Genomic DNA, 17426 nt, shown 5'->3' with positions numbered 1-17426 from the left:
CTCCATAAATCGGGCGCGCATTCTACCTGACTTGGGCCCCGACGGCATCCGCCAGGCCAACCGGCGAACGCCTGGCGACATCTGGTCGAACTTAATATCCCGATACACGCACAGCGCTTTCACCCACCGCCGGCAAACGGCTAAGCTAAGGCAATAGCTTCCAACAGTGCTGGCTCCGCCGACACTCCCCATGGTTCAACTGCCCGGACGTATCATGCGCAGCCGCCTGTTACATATTGCATCCTGCCTGCTGCTTACCGCCGCCACCTGCGTGGCGCAGGCCGCCGACCTGACCCTGCAACGCCAGTACTACGACGAGGCCAAGCGAGCGCTGGCCAAAGGCGACAAAGGCCCGTACCTGCGCTATGCCCAGGCCTTGAAGGACTACCCGCTGACGCCCTACCTGGCCTACGATGAACTCACCGCACGCCTGAAAAGCGCCAGCAACCAGGAAATCGAAGGCTTTCTTGCCAAGCATGGCGACCTGCCCCAGGCCAACTGGATGAAGCTGCGCTGGTTGCGCTGGCTGGCCGAACGTGGCGAGTGGGATACCTTCGTCAAGTACTATGACCCCAAGCTCAATTTTACCGAACTGGACTGCCTCAACGGCCAATACCAGCTCAGCCACGGCTTGCGCGCCGAAGGTTACGCCACCGCCGACAAGCTGTGGAACGTCGGCAAATCGCAACCTGCCGCCTGCGACGCGCTGTTCGGCATGTGGGCAGCCGAAGGCCAGTTGACCGAAGCCAAGCGCTGGGCACGCACCAAGCTGGCAGCCCAGGCGCGCAACTACGGCCTGGCAAACACGCTGGCCAAGGGCCTGACCACCCTCCGCCCGCAGGGGCGCCTGCTGGTCGACGTAGCGCAGAAGCCTGAGCTGCTCAACCAGCCGTCGCGCTTTACCCCGGTCAACGAGGCCATGTCCGACGTGGTCAGCCTCGGCCTTCGCCGCCTGGCCCGGCAGAACCCGGAGCGGGCCATGGCACTGCTCGACGATTACGCCCAGCGCATGCACTTCTCGCGTGATGAAAAGGTGGCCATCGCCCGCGAAATCGGCCTGACCCTCGCACGCCGCTACGACCCACGCGCGCTCGGCCTGATGACCCGCTACGACCCCGAGCTGCGTGACAACACCGTCAGCGAATGGCGCCTTCGCCTGCTGCTGCGCCTGGGCCGCTGGGAGGACGCCTACGAGCTGACCAAGCGCCTTCCCCAGGACCTGGCCAGCACCAGCCGCTGGAGGTACTGGCAGGCTCGCAGCCTGGAACTGGCACAGCCAAACAACCCGCAGGTTCCGCTGCTTTACAAGGCCGCAGCGCGTGAGCGTGACTTCTATGGCTTTCTCGCCGCCGACCGGGCACAGGCACCGTACCAGCTGAACAACAAGCCGCTGCTGCTGAGCCCGCAACTGGTCAAGAAGGTCCGTAACACGCCCGGTATCCAGCGCGCACTGGAATTCCACGCCCGTGGCCAGATTGTCGACGGCCGCCGTGAGTGGTACCACGTCAGCCGCCACTTCACCCGTGACGAAATGGTTGCACAGGCTCGCCTGGCCTACGAGCTGCGCTGGTACTTTCCAGCCATCCGCACCATCAGCCAGGCCCGCTACTGGGACGACCTGGACATCCGCTTCCCCATGGCCCACCGCGACACGCTGGTGCGTGAAGCCAAGGTTCGCGGCCTGCATTCGAGCTGGGTATTCGCCATCACTCGCCAGGAAAGCGCCTTCATGGAGGACGCACGCTCTCCCGTGGGCGCCAGCGGCCTGATGCAGCTGATGCCGGCCACGGCCAAGGAAACCGCACGCAAGTTCAGTATCCCGCTGACATCACCGGCGCAAGTGCTGATCCCGGACAAGAACATCCAGCTGGGTGCAGCCTACCTGAGCCAGGTACACAGCCAGTTCAACGGCAACCGGGTGCTGGCTTCGGCAGCCTACAACGCCGGCCCCGGGCGCGTTCGCCAGTGGCTCAAAGGCGCCAAGCACCTGAGCTTCGATGTGTGGGTAGAGTCGATCCCGTTCGACGAAACACGCCAATATGTGCAGAACGTGCTGTCGTATTCGGTGATCTACGGGCAAAAGCTGAATTCGCCGCAGCCGCTGGTGGATTGGCATGAGCGGTATTTCGATGACATGTGATTGCTGTTGAGCCTGTACCGGCCTCTTCGCGGGTGAACCCGCTCCTACAACGACCTTGTAGGAGCGGGTTCACCCGCGAAGAGGCCGGCTCAGGCAACACACCTATTCCAGGATTTCTACTTCCATCCCCACCTCCAGCCACCCACTGCCATCCACCGCCAGGTTCTGCCCGAACAGCACATCCCCCTCCTTCTCGCGAAAGGTCTTGAGCGTCGCCATCGGCTCGCGGTCGGCGGCGCGCGCCCCGGTAGCCGGATCGATGGTCGTGAAGATGCACCGCACACTGGGCTTGAGCACGCGAAACGCCACGCTGCCGATGCGAACCCGCTTCCAGCCATCCTCGGCAAACGGCTCCGCGCCGTGCACCACCAGGTTGGGCCGAAAGCGCAGCATCGACATGGGCCGGCCAATACGCCGATTAAGCTCATCCAGCGAGCCCTGCCCAATCAGCAGCAAGGGGAAGCCATCTGGAAACGCCGCACGGTCACTGTTGAAGCCATAACCATTGGGCAGGTATCGCGCACGCTGCTCCGGGCAATGCACCAGGCGTACGGCCTTGCCCAGCAACTCGCTCAACCAGGCCGCCGCCGCATCGCCAGCGTCCGGCACACGCAGGGTATCGCGCCAGATCGTCACGCCGCGCAGGGCGTCATCGGCTGGCGGTACAGGCACCCGCAACGGCGCCTGTCCAGGGGCTTGCAGCAGCAACTGGCCGCTGTCGTCATCGCTCGCGTCGATCTGGCCAAGTTGTGGCCAGGCACGCTGGGTCAGAAAGCGTCCGTTTTCTTCCTCGACCACCATCCAGCGCCGGTCGCCTTGCAACCCCAGCAACCCCACCGGTGATGCCTTCAGGCTTTGCGCCTGCCCCGACTTCACCGGGTATCGATACAACTCACTGAGAAACATCCCTGCTGCCTCGCGTCATGCCAAAAGCCAAGCTTATACCTGGCAGGCACAACGTTCACGCAGCGGTGGTATCCAGCAACAGGCGCTGCTTGACCACATCGACAAGGCGATCAGGCTGGAACTTGGAAAGGAAGTTGTCACAACCCACCTTCTTCACCATGGATTCGTTGAAACTGCCTGACAGCGACGTGTGCAGTACCACATAGAGCTGGCGCAGGCGGGCATCGCTGCGGATCTCGGTGGTCAGCCGATAGCCGTCCATTTCCGGCATTTCTGCATCGGTGAACACCATCAGCAGTTTCTCGCACACGTCCTCGCCAGCATCGGCCCAGCCCTTGAGCATGCGCAGCGCCTTCAGGCCATCACTGGCCACATGCAGCTTCATGCCCAGTTGGGACAGGGTGTCGCGCAATTGCGCCAAGGCCACACTGGAGTCGTCCACCAGCAGCACCTCGCGGCCGCGGGCCCGGGCCAGCACCGGGTCGGCGAGCTTGTCGCCAGAAACCCGGGCGTTGTAGGGCACGATTTCGGCCAGCACTTTTTCCACGTCGATCACTTCCACCAGCTTCTCATCGACCTTGGTGATGGCAGTCAGGTAGTGCTGGCGACCGGCACTGGAAGGCGGCGGCATGATCGACTCCCAGTTCATGTTGACGATGCGGTCGACACCGCCCACCAGGAAGGCCTGCACCGAGCGGTTGTACTCGGTGACGATGATGGTGCTGTCCGGCCCCGGCTGTAGCGGGCGCATACCGATCGCCTGGGACAGGTCGATCACCGGCAGGGTCTGCCCGCGCAGGTTGACCACACCGCAGACATAGGCGTGCCGCTGGGGCATCAGGGTCAGCTTGGGCAGTTGCAGTACTTCCTGCACCTTGAACACGTTGATCGCGAACAGCTGGCGACCGGCCAGGCGAAACATCAGAATTTCCAGGCGGTTCTCACCCACCAGTTGCGTGCGTTGGTCTACCGTGTCGAGAATGCCAGCCATTGGAAAGCCCCCAGGCTTGAGTCGAAAAAGGTGAAATCATTTACCCTGTATCGGCGGCTTCACGCACACCTTGACCCCTGCGGGAAAATGCCGCGCGGATAATTGATATCACTTTAACATCATGCTTTACTGCCGACACATCGGGGCAAATCAGGGGCACGGCAAAAGTTCCCTACCCTAGCCCTTGATCAGGGAAACCCTTAGCGGCAATCGGGTGCAACCTGATGTTCGCGATATCCTTTAGCCATTAATGTGACGCCATTCTCATTGCATGAATGGAGTCAGGCTTTTGCTAGCTATCGTTTCGGCGTGCCCGCCCCCTGCGCCTACCCCACGCGCGGGGACTTGATGATGGACACTGCCTTATCGTTCGATGACGCCCTGCAGGGCTTCCTGCTGGATGCCCAGGTACTGCTGACCCAGGCCCAGGAATGCCTGCAGCATCTGGAGCTGATAGACAATGATCCGGATGCCTGCAGTTGCCTGAGCAGCGCCCTCGACACTATCGCCCGTCAAGCTACGCGCCTGGGCCTGCGTGAAGTTGCCCACTACACCACCGCCCTGCAACAGTTGCTCGCCCCGGCCTGTCACGGTGGTTGCCTGCAGCGTGAAGCCCTGCCCGCGATAGGGGCGTGCCTGACCTTGCTGGCCTGGCAGTTGGAGCTGGTCGATAGCCGTACAGGGCGGCTGAACCTGGACATCGGCGAGCAACTGGTGCTGCTGGGTGAATTGGCCAAGGTCGTACACCCCCCCTTTGCGCCAGCCTGTGCGTCCTGCGATGAAGAAGGCAGCACCTGCATTCACCCGCACAGTGACGCGGCAACCGGCACCCGCTCTAACCCCTCTAACCGCACGCATTAACCTGACGCAAAGTGCAACTAAGCAACTTTATTGAAACCCGACCATGGTCGAACTTGGAAAGTTCACCAGGCTTTCGGTGCATGCCGTTGAATCATTGCCGCACTAGTTACAGCACAAGTGGGTACAGCGCGATTAAAGGGTGGCACTTTGCTACCCGAAAGCGCCCGACCAGTAGGCGTTTCAACGCGTTACCCGGCCGCGACCGATGCAATGCAAAGTGGTAATATGCGCCCCCACAAACGCTTGCGACCGGAACAAAGGTGGCAAGAATACGTGTTCAAAAAAACAACGAAAGTACTGCGCCAAAGCCTCTGAGCAGCATTGTGCAAGGCCTCCATCAGCAATACTTCAGTGGCCTCCCTACCTATGTTTCCACGCTTGAAGACTTCTTTGCATTGCTGCTCCCGCGCCGCCGTGCTGCGCTGGGCAACGGTCGGGCTGTGCGTGGCCTCACTGGTTGCCAACATGGCGCTGTACCTGGCCAACCAGACAATCCCGGCCAGCCTGCTGGTGCTGCAGTTGGTCGCCACGCTGGGCGCTGCTGTGCTACTGGGCCTGGGCGCCAGGTCGATCCACCTGCGCCCGGCTGAGCTGGCCGAGCGCATGCTCAAGGTGCAAGAAGACGAGCGTCAGCATCTGGGCCGGGAACTGCACGACGACATCGGTCAACTGCTCACCGCTGCCAAGCTGCAACTGCAGTGGCTGCAGCGGCGAATGCCCGACGAGTTGCAGGGGCACTGCGACGCCCTGCGCAGCACGCTGGATGACACCCTTGGTAATGTGCGCGATGTTTCCGCGCTGCTCAACCCCCGACAGTTGGCCAGCCTTGGTCTGGAAGCCAGCCTGCGCGCGCACCTGGTACGCACCCTGGCCAGCAGCGGCGTGCACTGGAGCCTGGCGTGCAACCAGCGCCTGGGCGGCATCGACGAAGCCGTGGCCATGGCAGTGTTCCGTATTACCCAGGAGGCGGTGACCAACATGCTGCGCCACGCCCAGGCACACAACCTGGTCATCCGCCTGCAACGCACCCCTGAGGGGCTGGCGCTGTCGATCCACGACGATGGTCGTGGTTTCGCCCCTGCCCGGCACCCGGCCGAGGCCGGTCAGCGCGGCCTGGCCGGCATGCAGGAGCGGGTAATCGCGCTGCAGGGCAGCCTCGACATCACCAGTCAGCCTGGCCGAGGCACGCAGATCGAAGCGATGTTCCCGTGGTCCCCGCGCACCCAGCAACGCGCCAGGAGTATTACCAACCATGACCTGTAGACTACTGCTGGTAGATGACCACTCGCTGATCCGCGCCGGGGTGCGCGCACTGGTCTGCGATATCCCCGGCTATGACGTGATCGGCGAAGCCGACGACGGCAACCAGCTACTCGACCAGGTACGCACACTGACGCCCGACATCATCTTGCTGGACATCTCCATGCGTTCGACCAGCGGCCTGGACGCCCTCACCCAACTGCGGGCCAGCGGCAGTACCTGCAAAGTGCTGATCCTGTCCATGCACACCGACCCGGACCTGATCATGCGCGCCCTGGAAAGCGGCGCCCACGGCTACCTGCTCAAAGACACCAGCGCCACCGAGCTGGAACAGGCGCTGGGTGCGGTACGCCACGGTGAGCGCTACCTCAGCCCGGCCATCGCCCACACCGTCATCAACCAGGCGCTGCGGCACACCAGACAAGGCAAGCAAAGCGCTGGCGAACGGCATAATCTGACTTCACGACAGCTTGAGATCCTGCGCCTGATCGTGCGCGGCAAGTCCACCCGGGAAATCGCTGCAGGCCTTGGCCTGTCGATCAAAACCGTGGAAACTCACCGATCGCAAATCATGAAGCGCCTGCAGATTCACGACGTGGCCGGCCTGGTGCTGTTCGCCGTACGCGAAAAAATCATCAGCCTGGATGACTGAGCAACGGCGACCCGGCTGGCAGGTGCAGGTGCAACGCCGCCGGTCTCGCCTGAAAGCGCAGGTTGGCGGCCTGCAACGGCTCGCCATCGAGGTTGATGTCCAACCCTTGCGAACTCTTGATCTCGACCCATGGCAGCCTGGCCCGAATGAACAGGCCGTCACCGCCCAACAGGTCACGCAGAGCTCCCACCATCTCCTGTGGCGCAGGCAGAATGGCGACTTCAAGCAAGCCATCGTTGACCAGGGCTTCGGGGCACAACACCTGCCCGCCCCCGGCCTGGCGGCCATTGCCGATACCCAGCGCCAGCAAATCCCCTTGCCAATGGAAACCCGGCCCCTGTAGCTCCACCGAAGCCGCCTGAAGCTCACTGAAGCGGGACAATCCGGTGAACAGGTAAGCGGCAGCGCCCAGCACTTTCTTGAGGTCTTCGGAGGTATTGGCAGTGACCTGGCTGCCAAAGCCACCCGTGGCCATGTTGAGGAACAGCTGATCGCCAGCCTGCCCCAGGTCTATGGGTTGTGGCGCGACATTCAGCAAGGCCAGCGCCGACGCCGGCTCCAGGGGAATGCCAGCGGCCTTGGCAAAATCGTTGGCAGTGCCCAATGGCAACAAGGTCAGGCTGGCTTTGGTAGCAGCCAATCCCATGGCCTCGGCCACATCACGCAACGTGCCGTCCCCGCCACCGGCGACGATATGGCTGTAACCCGCCGCCAGTGCCTCGGCAACCAGCCGTTGGGCATCGCCCGCCTCCCAGGTCACCCGTACATCCAGCACCCAGCCACTCTCGCGCAGGTCGCGCACGGCGCTGCGCACCTCTTCGTTCATCGCCTGCTTGCCGTGCAGCACCAGCATTGCCTTGCGCCCTTGCATGTGCGCATCTCCGTAAAATGGACCAACCCAAATCTCGACCACTGGCCCGCCCGGATCGTTGCATGCCCTGGAAAAAACATTGGCCAAGCGGCGCTTCTGCGACTGATCGCGTTGCCGGTCATTTTTTCCACATGTGGCAATCCCGGCTATGCTCAGCAGATACCCCTATTGCCATGGACGCGCCCGGCAGTGGCTCCCCCACTGCTGCCAACGGGCGCGTTTTGCTATCTGCAGCCTTTCGCGAGGACTTCGGGTCATGCGCATTCTCTGGACACTGCCCTACCTGCCTTGGCCGACCACCAGCGGCCACAAAACCCGGCAATACCATCTGCTGCGCGCACTGGCGCAGCGCGGCCACCGGATCACCCTGCTGGTGCAGTCGAAAATCCCTCTCAGCGATGCAGCACGTGAGGCCCTGGAGCCACTCCTCGAACGCATTGTCGTGCTACCCCGCAGACCACTGCACAGTCCACTCAACCTGCTCGCTTCACCCATCATCGACTACCCCATGCGGGCAATCATCAATGGCCTGGCGCCTCGCCTGCGGCACCGGTTCGAGCAATTACTGGACGAACCCTGGGACGTGATCCAGATCGAGCACAGTTACAGCTTCCAGCCGTTCGAAAAAGCCCTGCAGGCTCGCGGGCTGCCCTACATGCTTAGCGAGCACAACCTGGAGTCGGTAATGGGCGGTGCCTGCCACGACCGCCTGCCGCTGTGGCTGCGCCCGCTCAACGCCTTCGACCGCTGGCGCTACCGGCGCTGGGAACACCGTGTGCTGCGCCAACCCACCGAACTGGTGGCCGTCTGCGCCCACGATGCCGAGCTGATCGCGCAGATCAGCGGGCGTCCGGTGAATGTGGTGGTCAACGGCGTGGATTGTGACTACTACCAGCAAGTGCAACCTGCGATGCACAGCCAGCGTCTGTTGTTCGTCGGCAATTTCGAATATGGCGCCAATCTGGAGGCCATCGAGTGGGCACTGGACGACATCATGCCGAAGGTGTGGATGAGCAACCCGGCGGTGCGTCTGGCTATTGCCGGGCATGCCATGCCGGCCAACTGGAAACTTCACTGGAACGACCCACGCATCGAATGGTTCGGCTACCGACCCGACCTGCGTGAACTGCAACGATGTTCAGCGCTGTTCTTCGCCCCCCTGCGCTATGCCGGTGGCTCGAAGGTGAAAATCCTCGAAGCGATGGCCGCCGGCTTACCCGTGATCACCACCGACAAGGGCGTTTCAGGCCTGAGCGTGAATAACGGCGAGCACTACTTGGGCAGTGACGACGGTGATCTGCTGGCGCTGCTGATCACCCAACTGCTCAACCAGCCTTGGCGCATGAGCCAATTGAGCGCTGCCGGGCGCCAGTTTGCCCGCCAGCGCCACGACTGGAGCGTGGCCGCCCAACAACTGGAGAATGTGCACATACGCCTGACCCAGGCGGCACCGGCCGAAGCCGCGCCGCTGGCCAGTGCCTGGCTGGGCCGCTCAGCCAAGTAGCTCGCTGAAGGGGATGAATGGCACGCTGTCGCCCTGTTTCGGCGTGCTGCCTTCACGCACTTCCACCAGCCCCTCGGCCCAGGCTGCGCTACGCAGCACACCCGAGCTCTGGTTCTTGTAGATGCGCACCCGACCCTGCTCGATGCGCGCGCGCAGGTATTCGCGGCGCGTACCAGGCTTGGGCCAGTCAAACCCAGCCGGCACGTCGAAACGTAGCGGCGTGACGTCAACTACACCCTGACGACGCAGCAGGTAGGGCCTGGTCAGCAGACCGAAGGTGACCAAGGTCGAGGCCGGATTGCCCGGCAAGCCGATCACCGGCACGCCCTGGAAGTGGCCGAAGGTCAGCGGCTTGCCCGGTTTGATCGCCAGCTTCCACAACGCCAGTTCGCCGGCCTCGCGCAGGGCAGCGCCGAGGTAGTCGGCTTCCCCCACCGAGACGCCTCCGGTGGACAGAATCAGGTCTACGCCACCCAGTTCAGCCAGGCAGGCGCGAGTGCGCGCCAGGTCATCCGGCAAGATGCCGGCATCGACCACTTCGCAACCCAGCCGCTGCAACCAGCTGACCAGCAGCCTGCGGTTGCTGTTGTAGATTTGCCCGGGCCCCAGCGGCAGGCCGGGCTCGACCAGTTCGTCGCCGGTGGACAGCACCGCCACTTTCACCTTGCGCATCACGTCCAGGCGACCATGCCCCAAGGTCGCCGCCAGGCCCAGTTCGATCGGCCCGAGGCGGGTACCGGCGCTCATCACCTGCTCGCCCTTGCGGGTTTCCTGGCCTTGAGGGCGTATGTTCTGCTCGGTGCGCAACGTTTCGAGAAAGCGCACCCGGCCATCTTCGAGTACTTCGGTGTTTTCCTGCATCTCGACGCAGTCGGCCCCCTCCGGCACAGGCGCACCGGTGAAGATCCGCGCGCAGGTACCCGGTTGCAGCGGCTGGGGCGCATGGCCGGCGAAAATACGCTGGCTGACCGGCAGCGGCTGGCCCTGCCAGTCAGCCAGGCGCAAGGCATAACCGTCCATGGCGCTGTTCGGCCAAGGCGGCAGGTCGAGCGAGGCCACCAGGTCGGTGGCCAGCACGCGGCCTTCGGCTTCGGCCAGCGGCAGGTTTTCGATCTCGCGGATCGGCGCAGCCTCGGCCAGTGCCAGCAATTGCTCCAGCGCCTGCTCCACCGGCATCAGCGGCCGGGCTTGGCTGACCTCAGCCACGGCTGTCGCAGGCCGCTGCCTGCTTCAGGTGCGCCACGAAGTTGCACGGGCGATGACGGGCATCAAGCTGCTCGGCCAGGATGCCATCCCAACCGGTACGCACAGCGTTGGTCGAGCCCGGCAGGCAGCACACCAGCGTGCCGTTGGCCAGCCCGGCCAAGGCACGCGACTGCACGGTTGAGGTGCCAATGTCGGCCACGGAAATCTGCCGGAACAGCTCGCCAAAACCGTCCACTTGCTTGTCCAGCAGGCAGGCCACCGCCTCGGGGGTGCTGTCGCGACCGGTAAACCCTGTGCCGCCCGTGATCAGCACCACTTGCACGCTGTCATCGGCAATCCATGTGGCGACCTGGGCTCGGATCTTGTACAGGTCATCCTTGAGCAGCACACGCTCGGCAAGGCGATGACCGGCGGCGCTCAGGCGGTCGACGAACATCTGGCCAGAGGTGTCGGTGTCGAAGGTACGGGTGTCGCTGACCGTGAGCACGGCGATGTTCAGCGCCACGAAGGGGGTATCTGCCTTGGCTTTCATGGGTGTCCGTCACAACAGGATGAGATGGGCGCAGTTATATCACAGCGTACCTTTATCCGGCGCTACCCCCATCAGCCTTGCCCTGGGTCAAGGGGACGAATTAGTCGCTATGCTGCACTTGGAGTGAACTTGCACTAACGTCCTGCGTCATAAATGTCATCTAGCACCATCGCACTTGGAGAAACACGATGATCAAACGGACCCTACCCGCCTTCCTGCTCGCCTTGGGCTTGGGCGCCCTCGCTGGCTGCTCGACCCCAACCGTCATTACCCTGAACGATGGCCGGGAGATCCAGGCAACCGACAAACCGTCCTACGACGAAGACTCGGGCTTCTATGAATTCGAGCAACTCGACGGCAAGCGCACACGCCTGAACAAGGACCAGATCCGCACCGTCAAAGAGCTCTGATCAGGCCCCGTTCAGGCCATGGCCCTTTAAACAACAAGGGCTTGCGAGCAAAAACGGGATGCAGTAGGATTTTGTTCATCGGAGTGTAGCGCAGCCAGGTAGCGCGTCTCGTTCGGGACGAGAAGGCCGCAGGTTCGAATCCTGTCTCTCCGACCAAATCCTTGTCAAAAAGCCCGCCATGTGCGGGCTTTTTGCTGTGTGCGAGAAATACTCAGTGCGCAGCTTCAGCCACCGTGGTCCCCTCCAACCACTGCAAGCCGAGTCAGGCGCTCAGGCGGGAGGTGACTTCGCCCAACTGCCCTGACAAACCATGCAGGCGCTGCCCCGCCTGCTCGGTATGCTGGACCGCTTCCTGGTTGGCTGTGGCAATGCGGGTAATTTCGATCAGGTTGCGCGAGATATCTTCGGCCACGCTGGTCTGCTCCTCGGCCGCTGTAGCGATTTGCCGGTTCATGTCACGGATCGCTTCCACGGCCAGGGTGATACGTTGCAGCATCTGCCCGGCCTGCTCGACCTGCTCAGCCCCTTCCTGGCTACGTTGCTGGCCACTTTCGATGGCCTTGACCGCCTCCACAGCCCCCGACTGTACCGCTTCGATGATCTGGTGGATCTCTGCAATCGACGCTGCCGTGCGTTGGGCCAGGCTACGCACCTCATCGGCGACCACCGCAAAACCACGCCCGGCTTCGCCAGCACGGGCCGCTTCGATGGCCGCGTTAAGCGCCAGCAGGTTGGTCTGTTCAGCAATGCCACGGATCACTTCCAGCACTTTGCCTATACGTGTGCTGTCATGCTCCAGATCGCGAATTACCGTCGCCGTGCCAGCAATCTCACGGTTGACCAACCCGATGATATCGATGGTCTGCTGCATCACCTGCTCGCCTGCCTGGGCGCTGTGGTCGGCGTCATCGGCCGCACGGGCAGCCTCGGCGGCGTGGCGAGCGACCTCTTGGGCAGTGGCGGACATTTCGTGCATGGCCGTGGCCACTTGGTCGGTACGCTGGAACTGGTCATGAGTACCGCGGGCCATGTCACCGGCAATATTGCGCAACTGGCCGCTGGCACCTTCCAGCTCCTGAGCGTTGTCCTGCAGCCGGCCGACAGTGTCGGCAAGGAAGTCACGCAGGGTGTTGGCCGCCCGCGCCAGGCGCCCCAACTCATCCTCCCGACGGCTGTCGACCCGGGCCGCAAAGCAGCCCTGGCTGAGCTGCGCGACGTACTCGATCAACTGACGGATCGGCTCGATCAGGCTACGGTTGACCAGCCACAGGCTGAGCAGCCCCACCAGCACCGCAGAAGCCAGCATCACCAGCAGGCCCAACCATACCGTACGCTCGGCACTGGCATTGATGCTGGCTGCACGCTGACGGGCATCGGCGCGCAGTTGCTCCACCAGTTCGCTCATCTGCTCACTGGCAGCACGATCCACGCCTTTGACCGCCCGGTCGCCCGCTACCGGGTCGCCGCCTGCCGCAAGGAAGGCCTGGCGGCCTTGCGCATAGGCCTGGCCCAACTGGCGGTGACTGTCGCGCAATTCCTGCAGCGACGCCTTGAGCCTGGCATCGCTATTGTCGATCAATTGCCCGAGCAGTTGTTGTACTTGCTGTTCGCGGGCCTGGAACTGCTGCCAGTACTTGTCCATCTCCGCAGGCTGGCGCCCGCGCAACAGCACGTTCTTCCATTCCTGCACCTGGATCTTGAACTGCAGGTTGGCTTCGTCAATCAATTGCGAGGCCCGCAGTGGCCCGTCGACCAGCTCGGCGTAGCCACGCACGCTGGACGACAGGAACTGGAAACACACCAAGGCGATCAGCAGCATCGCCAGCACACTGCCGCCGAGCAGCGAGAGAATTTGCACTCTGAGGGATTTACGCAACATCGAGGGTCTCGGAACCAGAGGGAGTAGGCTGAGGCCGCTGTACAGCCTCATTACTGGCAGGCCAAAAAAAAGCTGCCATCACGCAATGGCAGCCAGGTCGAGCACTTACGCAACAGTTGAGGCAAATCTTCTCAGGCAATTACTACAGAAATGTTACAAAGCCACGACACGCTAGCCCGTGGTGAACTGCAGCGCTGCCAGCCGCGCATACAGCGGGCTGTCCTCGATCAACTGACGGTGGGTGCCCACAGCCACCAGCCGGCCCTGGTCGATGACCGCGATGCGCTCGGCATGCTGCACCGTGGCCAGGCGATGGGCGATCACCAGCGTGGTACGGCCGGCCATCAGGCTGGGCAGCGCTTGCTGGATCAAGTATTCGCTTTGGGCATCGAGGGCACTGGTGGCTTCGTCCAGCAACAGGATCGGCGCATCGACCAGCAAAGCCCGGGCGATCGCCAAGCGCTGACGCTGCCCGCCGGAAAGGCCTATGCCACCTTCCCCCAGTTGTGTCTGGTAGCCTTGGGGCAGTTGCCGGATGAATTCGTCGGCATGGGCGCCGCGGGCTGCTGCTTCGACTTCAGCCAAGGTCGCCTCGGGCCGGCCATACCGAATGTTGGCCTCCACCGTGCCACGGAACAGCGAGGGGTTTTGTGCTACCAAGGCGAACTGCCGGCGCAGCTGGTCGGGATCAAGCTCGGTAACTGGCTGGCCATCAAGCAGGATGCGGCCTTGCTGGGGGTCGTAAAAGCGTAGCAACAAATCGAACAGGGTCGACTTGCCTGCCCCGGAAGGGCCTACCAGGGCGACGGTCTGGCCGGGCTCGATGGTCAGGCTCAGGCCGTCGACAGCCGCCACCGTGGGCCGTGAAGGGTAAGCGAACACCACCTGCTGCAGTTCGATACGCCCACTCGCCCGCTGCTGTGGCAGCACCTGCGCCACGACGGGCGGCAGGATGGCACTTCGCGCGGCCAACAGTTCGGCAATGCGCTCGGCGGCACCCGCGGCCCGCTGCAGCTCGCCGATCACCTCACTGAGGGTACCGAAAGCGCTGCCGACGATCAGGCTGTAGAACACGAATGCAGCCAGCTCGCCTGCGGAGATACGCCCGGCGATCACATCCATGCCGCCGACCCACAGCATCACCCCCACCGCCCCCAACACCAGCACGATCACCAGGGTAATCAGCCAGGCACGCTGGGTAATCCGCTTGCGGGCAACAGTAAACGCTGCTTCGACCGTATCGGCGAACAGTTCGCGGTCGTGCGCCTGGTGGTTGTAGGCCTGCACGGTCTTGATCTGCCCCAGCGTCTCAGCCACGTAGCTGCCCACATCGGCGACCCTGTCCTGGCTCTGCCGCGACAGGCTGCGCACCCGACGGCCGAACAACAGGATCGGTGCCAGCACCAGCGGCAACGTTACCACCACGATGCTGGTGAGCTTGGGGTTGGTGATGAACAGCAATGCCACACCGCCAATGACCATCAGCGCGTTGCGCAAGAACATCGACAGCGATGAACCGATCACTGATTGCAGCAAGGTGGTGTCCGCTGTCAGCCGCGACTGGATCTCGGAGCTGCGGTTGTCTTCGAAAAAACCTGGGTGCAGGCCGATCAGGTGGTCGAAGACGGCACGACGGATATCGGCCACACAGCGCTCGCCAATCCACGACACCAGGTAGAAACGGCTGAAGGTACCCACTGCCAGCGCCAGCACCAGCAGCAGGAACAGCCCGATAGTCTGATTGAGCTGATGCGCGGAGCGGGTCATGAAGCCTTGATCCACCAGCAAGCGGATTCCTTGGCCCATCGACAGGGTGATGGCAGCGGTGACTACCAGCGCCAGCAATGCCAGCAGCACCTGCCGGCGATAAGGGCGAACGAACTGCCAAGCCAGGCGCAAGGCACGGCGTTGGCGCGGGGAAACCGATTCAGGCATGACAACACAACCACAAAGGGTGGGGAAGCCGCAGCCTACCACTCATCCCGGTCGGGAGACTGCATGCAGGTTGCTATAACGCATCGATCTAACCAGATTATGGAGCTTTCACAGGGTTTCTGCTGGACTGTTGCTGCCGTGACCCAGAAGCTGTCACAGGCCAGTCACGGCGCAGGGCTACCCTGAGCTTGAACCTGAAGAGGAGACAGTGCATGAGCTTGCAGCATGGCAATGATAACCAGAAGCCCCAGACCTCCCCGCAACCGCAAGTATGCGGTTCGATCATCGACGCCAAGGGGCGCGAAGTGCCGATCACCGAGCAGATGATCCAGCAGGCCTGCAAGGCTCTGGAAGAAAGCCGTGTCGAGCGCGTACGCAAAGGTTGATCGGCGATTTTTTTGCAACCCGGCGCTTGCGCCGGGTTTTTATCGGCCCAGCCAGCGGGCTTGGCCGCCCCAACGGGTAACCACACCTACCTGCAAGATCAAGACAAGGCTTGCTTAGACCAACACCCCACCCAGGGCACTGACCAACTGCGCCAACTGCGGCGCCTCCCCGTGCAAGCGTACGGCCAGCCCCTCGATCTCGCGCCGTGGCGGGTATTGCTTGCGCAACTGGTCGAACGCCGCTCGCTGCTGCTGCGGATCATCGCTCAGGCTACGGCGGAAATCGGCATCATCGCGGCGCGGGTCATACACGGCGCGACACAGGGTGGCCAAGGCCCAGGACAGGTCGGTGCTGGCATCCAGTTCGATCTGCGCCAGCGGCGGCCTGGGGAGCAGCTCGGCCAGTCGCACCTGCTCGTCCACACCCAGGTAGCGACACAGCGCCTGGTAGATCTGCGCCGTGCCACGCTGGCGGCCATCGAGGCTATAGCCGGCAATGTGCGGCGTAGCGAGGGTGCACAGGTCGGCCAACTGCAGGTCCACCTGCGGCTCCCCTTCCCACACATCCAGCACTGCGTGCACGTCTTCGCGGTCCAGCAGCAGCTCGCGCAGGGCGACGTTGTCCACCACCGGGCCACGGCTGGCGTTTACCAGCCAGGCACCTGGGCGCAACTGTGCCAGCTGCGCCTGCCCCAGCAGGTGCCAGGTCGGGTACTCGCCGCCGCGTTGCAACGGGGTATGCAAGCTGATCACATCGCACTGCTGCAGGATGGTTTCGAGGCTGACGTAGTCGCCGCCCTCCGCGGCCTGGCGCAACGGGTCGCACACCAGCACCTTCCAGCCCAGACCGTGCAGCACCCGCACCAGGCGACCACCCACTTCACCCGCGCCCACAACGCCATACACGCGCTCAGGCAATGCCACGCCATCCAGCTCGGCCAGGGTCAGCAGGCTGCCCAGCACGTAATCGACCACGCCGCGGGCATTGCAGCCAGGTGCGCTGCTCCAGCGGATGCCGGCTTCTGCAAAGTAATCCAGGTCCAGGTGATCAGTGCCGATGGTGCAAGTGCCTACAAAGCGTACACGGCTGCCTTCGAGCAGCTGACGGTCGACCTTGGTCACGGAGCGCACCAGCAGGATATCGGCGTCCTTGACGCTGGCAGCATCGAGGCTTCGGCCGGGGTAGCGGCGAATTTCACCGAAACCCTGGAAGAAGGCATCGAGCAGCGGGATGTTCTCGTCGGCAACTATCAGCATGGCGCTCTCCTGTCTGGGGAGCGCAGTGTAGGCGCAACGCCGGGCGTGTTCCAGAGCGATTCAGTCGGCTTTCTTGCGGATCCAGTACAGGAAAGTGCCGGCGTCCTCTTGCTGCAGCAGCAGCTCGTGGCCGAGGAAGTTGCAGAACTTGGGGATGTCGCGGCGGGTCGACGGGTCGGTGGCGATGACCTTGAGCAGGCCACCGGCGGCCAGGTTGCGTACGTGCTGGTGCAGCATCATCACGGGTTCTGGGCAGTTCAGGCCGGTGGCATCGAGGATGGCGTCGGGGGTGAAATCGGTCATGGGGGGCTCCGAAAATGATCGCTATTGTCGCGCATAGCGCGACGCGGTCCAAGCACGGCTTTCAAACCCAGCGCTCTTGATCTTGATCTTGATCTTGATCTTGATCTTGATCTTGATCTTGATCTTGATCTTGATCTTGATCTTGATCTTGATCTTGATCTTGATCTTCGCGACTTCAGGAGGCCGAACGCAGGCCTTGCGGAGGGAGGTGACGGGCATGGATGCCCGTCAAGCGCTGAGGCCCCAGGATGGGGCCTTCGGCGCGGTCCTGCCGGGAGCAAGGCCGGAGTGAGGGGACCCCGGAGCGCAGCGCAGGGGCCGGATGATGGGAGC

General features: G+C 63.0%; 17 protein-coding genes, 1 tRNA gene and 1 pseudogene. 8 read left to right on the top strand and 11 right to left on the bottom strand.

All coding sequences use genetic code 11. From position 1 onward, the window contains the following. Nucleotides 1-214: 214 nt before the first annotated feature. The gene (locus tag ACYCCG_RS18105; RefSeq protein WP_209964630.1) at nt 215-2140 is read left to right on the top strand and encodes a transglycosylase SLT domain-containing protein; all 1926 of its coding nucleotides are present in this window, start codon (nt 215-217) and stop codon (nt 2138-2140) included. A 102-nt stretch (nt 2141-2242) separates the two neighbouring features. Here ACYCCG_RS18105 and ACYCCG_RS18100 read toward each other — a convergent pair whose 3' ends face one another. Both ACYCCG_RS18100 and ACYCCG_RS18095 read right to left on the bottom strand, forming a co-directional pair. Beyond that, on the bottom strand, nt 2243-3046 hold the full coding sequence (locus ACYCCG_RS18100) for an MOSC domain-containing protein (RefSeq protein ID WP_459671386.1): 804 nt from the start codon (nt 3044-3046) through the stop codon (nt 2243-2245). Nucleotides 3047-3101: 55 nt separating this feature from the next. Then, nucleotides 3102-4037 carry a chemotaxis protein CheV gene (locus tag ACYCCG_RS18095; protein WP_003248753.1) on the bottom strand — a complete coding sequence of 312 codons (936 nt, stop codon included), beginning with the start codon at nt 4035-4037 and terminating at the stop codon, nt 3102-3104. 351 nt (nt 4038-4388) lie between these two features. Between ACYCCG_RS18095 and ACYCCG_RS18090 the strand changes: the two genes are divergently transcribed. The 3 genes from ACYCCG_RS18090 to ACYCCG_RS18080 all read left to right on the top strand — a co-directional run bounded on the left by ACYCCG_RS18090 (nt 4389) and on the right by ACYCCG_RS18080 (nt 6810). Continuing rightward, nucleotides 4389-4898 (top strand): histidine kinase, encoded by a 510-nt coding sequence (locus ACYCCG_RS18090; RefSeq protein ID WP_209964625.1) that lies wholly within the window; start codon nt 4389-4391, stop codon nt 4896-4898. A 366-nt stretch (nt 4899-5264) separates the two neighbouring features. Then, on the top strand, nt 5265-6161 hold the full coding sequence (locus tag ACYCCG_RS18085) for a sensor histidine kinase (RefSeq protein ID WP_459671384.1): 897 nt from the start codon (nt 5265-5267) through the stop codon (nt 6159-6161). Further along, nucleotides 6151-6810: a response regulator gene (locus tag ACYCCG_RS18080; RefSeq protein WP_252458328.1), complete on the top strand. Its 660-nt coding sequence runs from the start codon at nt 6151-6153 to the stop codon at nt 6808-6810. The genes ACYCCG_RS18085 and ACYCCG_RS18080 overlap by 11 nt, the downstream gene beginning before the upstream one ends. Here the strand turns inward: ACYCCG_RS18080 and yegS are convergent. Then, entirely contained in the window at nt 6794-7681 is an 888-nt protein-coding gene (yegS, locus tag ACYCCG_RS18075; RefSeq protein WP_176684838.1) for a lipid kinase YegS, read from the bottom strand. The genes ACYCCG_RS18080 and yegS overlap by 17 nt on opposite strands. Nucleotides 7682-7937: 256 nt before the next feature. Between yegS and ACYCCG_RS18070 the strand changes: the two genes are divergently transcribed. Continuing rightward, on the top strand, nt 7938-9185 hold the full coding sequence (locus tag ACYCCG_RS18070; RefSeq protein ID WP_209964619.1) for a glycosyltransferase family 4 protein: 1248 nt from the start codon (nt 7938-7940) through the stop codon (nt 9183-9185). On the opposite strand, the gene ACYCCG_RS18065 is transcribed toward ACYCCG_RS18070, so the two are convergent. Then, nucleotides 9174-10361 (bottom strand): molybdopterin molybdotransferase MoeA, encoded by a 1188-nt coding sequence (locus tag ACYCCG_RS18065; RefSeq protein WP_459671450.1) that lies wholly within the window; start codon nt 10359-10361, stop codon nt 9174-9176. The two genes, ACYCCG_RS18070 and ACYCCG_RS18065, sit on opposite strands and share 12 nt — an antisense overlap. A 22-nt stretch (nt 10362-10383) precedes the next feature. Next, complete coding sequence (moaB, locus tag ACYCCG_RS18060; protein ID WP_176684836.1) at nt 10384-10923, bottom strand: molybdenum cofactor biosynthesis protein B; 540 nt, start codon at nt 10921-10923, stop codon at nt 10384-10386. A gap of 188 nt (nt 10924-11111) precedes the next feature. On the opposite strand from moaB, the gene ACYCCG_RS18055 reads away from it, so the two are divergent. Both ACYCCG_RS18055 and ACYCCG_RS18050 read left to right on the top strand, forming a co-directional pair. Next, the gene (locus ACYCCG_RS18055) at nt 11112-11333 is read left to right on the top strand and encodes a YgdI/YgdR family lipoprotein (protein WP_003248738.1); all 222 of its coding nucleotides are present in this window, start codon (nt 11112-11114) and stop codon (nt 11331-11333) included. Between the two features lie 79 nt (nt 11334-11412). Next, nucleotides 11413-11489, top strand: a tRNA-Pro gene (locus ACYCCG_RS18050). 106 nt (nt 11490-11595) lie between these two features. On the opposite strand, the gene ACYCCG_RS18045 is transcribed toward ACYCCG_RS18050, so the two are convergent. The 3 genes and pseudogenes from ACYCCG_RS18045 to ACYCCG_RS18035 all read right to left on the bottom strand — a co-directional run bounded on the left by ACYCCG_RS18045 (nt 11596) and on the right by ACYCCG_RS18035 (nt 15147). Further along, complete coding sequence (locus ACYCCG_RS18045) at nt 11596-12300, bottom strand: methyl-accepting chemotaxis protein (protein ID WP_370844432.1); 705 nt, start codon at nt 12298-12300, stop codon at nt 11596-11598. A gap of 228 nt (nt 12301-12528) precedes the next feature. Next, nucleotides 12529-12639: pseudogene (locus ACYCCG_RS18040) on the bottom strand (hypothetical protein); the annotation flags it as partial. A gap of 744 nt (nt 12640-13383) precedes the next feature. Next, on the bottom strand, nt 13384-15147 hold the full coding sequence (locus ACYCCG_RS18035; protein WP_209964613.1) for an ABC transporter transmembrane domain-containing protein: 1764 nt from the start codon (nt 15145-15147) through the stop codon (nt 13384-13386). Between the two features lie 212 nt (nt 15148-15359). Between ACYCCG_RS18035 and ACYCCG_RS18030 the strand changes: the two genes are divergently transcribed. After that, nucleotides 15360-15533, top strand: a complete 174-nt coding sequence (locus tag ACYCCG_RS18030; RefSeq protein WP_176684833.1) for a PA1571 family protein — start codon at nt 15360-15362, stop codon at nt 15531-15533. A gap of 114 nt (nt 15534-15647) precedes the next feature. On the opposite strand, the gene pdxB is transcribed toward ACYCCG_RS18030, so the two are convergent. The 3 genes from pdxB to ACYCCG_RS18015 are packed head-to-tail and all read right to left on the bottom strand — an operon-like array spanning nt 15648 to nt 17312. Then, the gene (gene pdxB, locus ACYCCG_RS18025) at nt 15648-16790 is read right to left on the bottom strand and encodes a 4-phosphoerythronate dehydrogenase PdxB (protein ID WP_339444589.1); all 1143 of its coding nucleotides are present in this window, start codon (nt 16788-16790) and stop codon (nt 15648-15650) included. A gap of 60 nt (nt 16791-16850) precedes the next feature. Then, nucleotides 16851-17093, bottom strand: a complete 243-nt coding sequence (gene tusA / locus ACYCCG_RS18020) for a sulfurtransferase TusA (RefSeq protein WP_209964605.1) — start codon at nt 17091-17093, stop codon at nt 16851-16853. A 21-nt stretch (nt 17094-17114) separates the two neighbouring features. Next, the gene (locus ACYCCG_RS18015) at nt 17115-17312 is read right to left on the bottom strand and encodes a hypothetical protein (RefSeq protein WP_209964602.1); all 198 of its coding nucleotides are present in this window, start codon (nt 17310-17312) and stop codon (nt 17115-17117) included. Nucleotides 17313-17426: the final 114 nt, after the last annotated feature.

This window comes from Pseudomonas sp. VEM90 (assembly GCF_054611535.1).
Note: the sequence above shows the minus strand (reverse complement) of the source record. Positions and strands in the feature narration are given on the sequence as shown.

What these genes read in the sequence shown, in the direction of transcription:
- ACYCCG_RS18070 (WP_209964619.1), top strand. Translation starts at nt 7,938, where the DNA reads ATGCGCATTCTCTGGACACTGCCCTACCTGCCTTGGCCGACCACCAGC.
- ACYCCG_RS18105 (WP_209964630.1), top strand. Translation starts at nt 215, where the DNA reads ATGCGCAGCCGCCTGTTACATATTGCATCCTGCCTGCTGCTTACCGCC.
- ACYCCG_RS18090 (WP_209964625.1), top strand. Translation starts at nt 4,389, where the DNA reads ATGGACACTGCCTTATCGTTCGATGACGCCCTGCAGGGCTTCCTGCTG.
- ACYCCG_RS18030 (WP_176684833.1), top strand. Translation starts at nt 15,360, where the DNA reads ATGAGCTTGCAGCATGGCAATGATAACCAGAAGCCCCAGACCTCCCCG.
- ACYCCG_RS18055 (WP_003248738.1), top strand. Translation starts at nt 11,112, where the DNA reads ATGATCAAACGGACCCTACCCGCCTTCCTGCTCGCCTTGGGCTTGGGC.
- ACYCCG_RS18065 (WP_459671450.1), bottom strand. Translation starts at nt 10,361, where the DNA reads ATGCCGGTGGAGCAGGCGCTGGAGCAATTGCTGGCACTGGCCGAGGCT.
- yegS (WP_176684838.1), bottom strand. Translation starts at nt 7,681, where the DNA reads ATGCAAGGGCGCAAGGCAATGCTGGTGCTGCACGGCAAGCAGGCGATG.
- ACYCCG_RS18045 (WP_370844432.1), bottom strand. Translation starts at nt 12,300, where the DNA reads ATGTCCGCCACTGCCCAAGAGGTCGCTCGCCACGCCGCCGAGGCTGCC.
- ACYCCG_RS18015 (WP_209964602.1), bottom strand. Translation starts at nt 17,312, where the DNA reads ATGCCCGTCACCTCCCTCCGCAAGGCCTGCGTTCGGCCTCCTGAAGTC.
- ACYCCG_RS18035 (WP_209964613.1), bottom strand. Translation starts at nt 15,147, where the DNA reads ATGCCTGAATCGGTTTCCCCGCGCCAACGCCGTGCCTTGCGCCTGGCT.
- tusA (WP_209964605.1), bottom strand. Translation starts at nt 17,093, where the DNA reads ATGACCGATTTCACCCCCGACGCCATCCTCGATGCCACCGGCCTGAAC.
- pdxB (WP_339444589.1), bottom strand. Translation starts at nt 16,790, where the DNA reads ATGCTGATAGTTGCCGACGAGAACATCCCGCTGCTCGATGCCTTCTTC.
- ACYCCG_RS18095 (WP_003248753.1), bottom strand. Translation starts at nt 4,037, where the DNA reads ATGGCTGGCATTCTCGACACGGTAGACCAACGCACGCAACTGGTGGGT.
- moaB (WP_176684836.1), bottom strand. Translation starts at nt 10,923, where the DNA reads ATGAAAGCCAAGGCAGATACCCCCTTCGTGGCGCTGAACATCGCCGTG.
- ACYCCG_RS18100 (WP_459671386.1), bottom strand. Translation starts at nt 3,046, where the DNA reads ATGTTTCTCAGTGAGTTGTATCGATACCCGGTGAAGTCGGGGCAGGCG.
- ACYCCG_RS18085 (WP_459671384.1), top strand. Translation starts at nt 5,265, where the DNA reads ATGTTTCCACGCTTGAAGACTTCTTTGCATTGCTGCTCCCGCGCCGCC.
- ACYCCG_RS18080 (WP_252458328.1), top strand. Translation starts at nt 6,151, where the DNA reads ATGACCTGTAGACTACTGCTGGTAGATGACCACTCGCTGATCCGCGCC.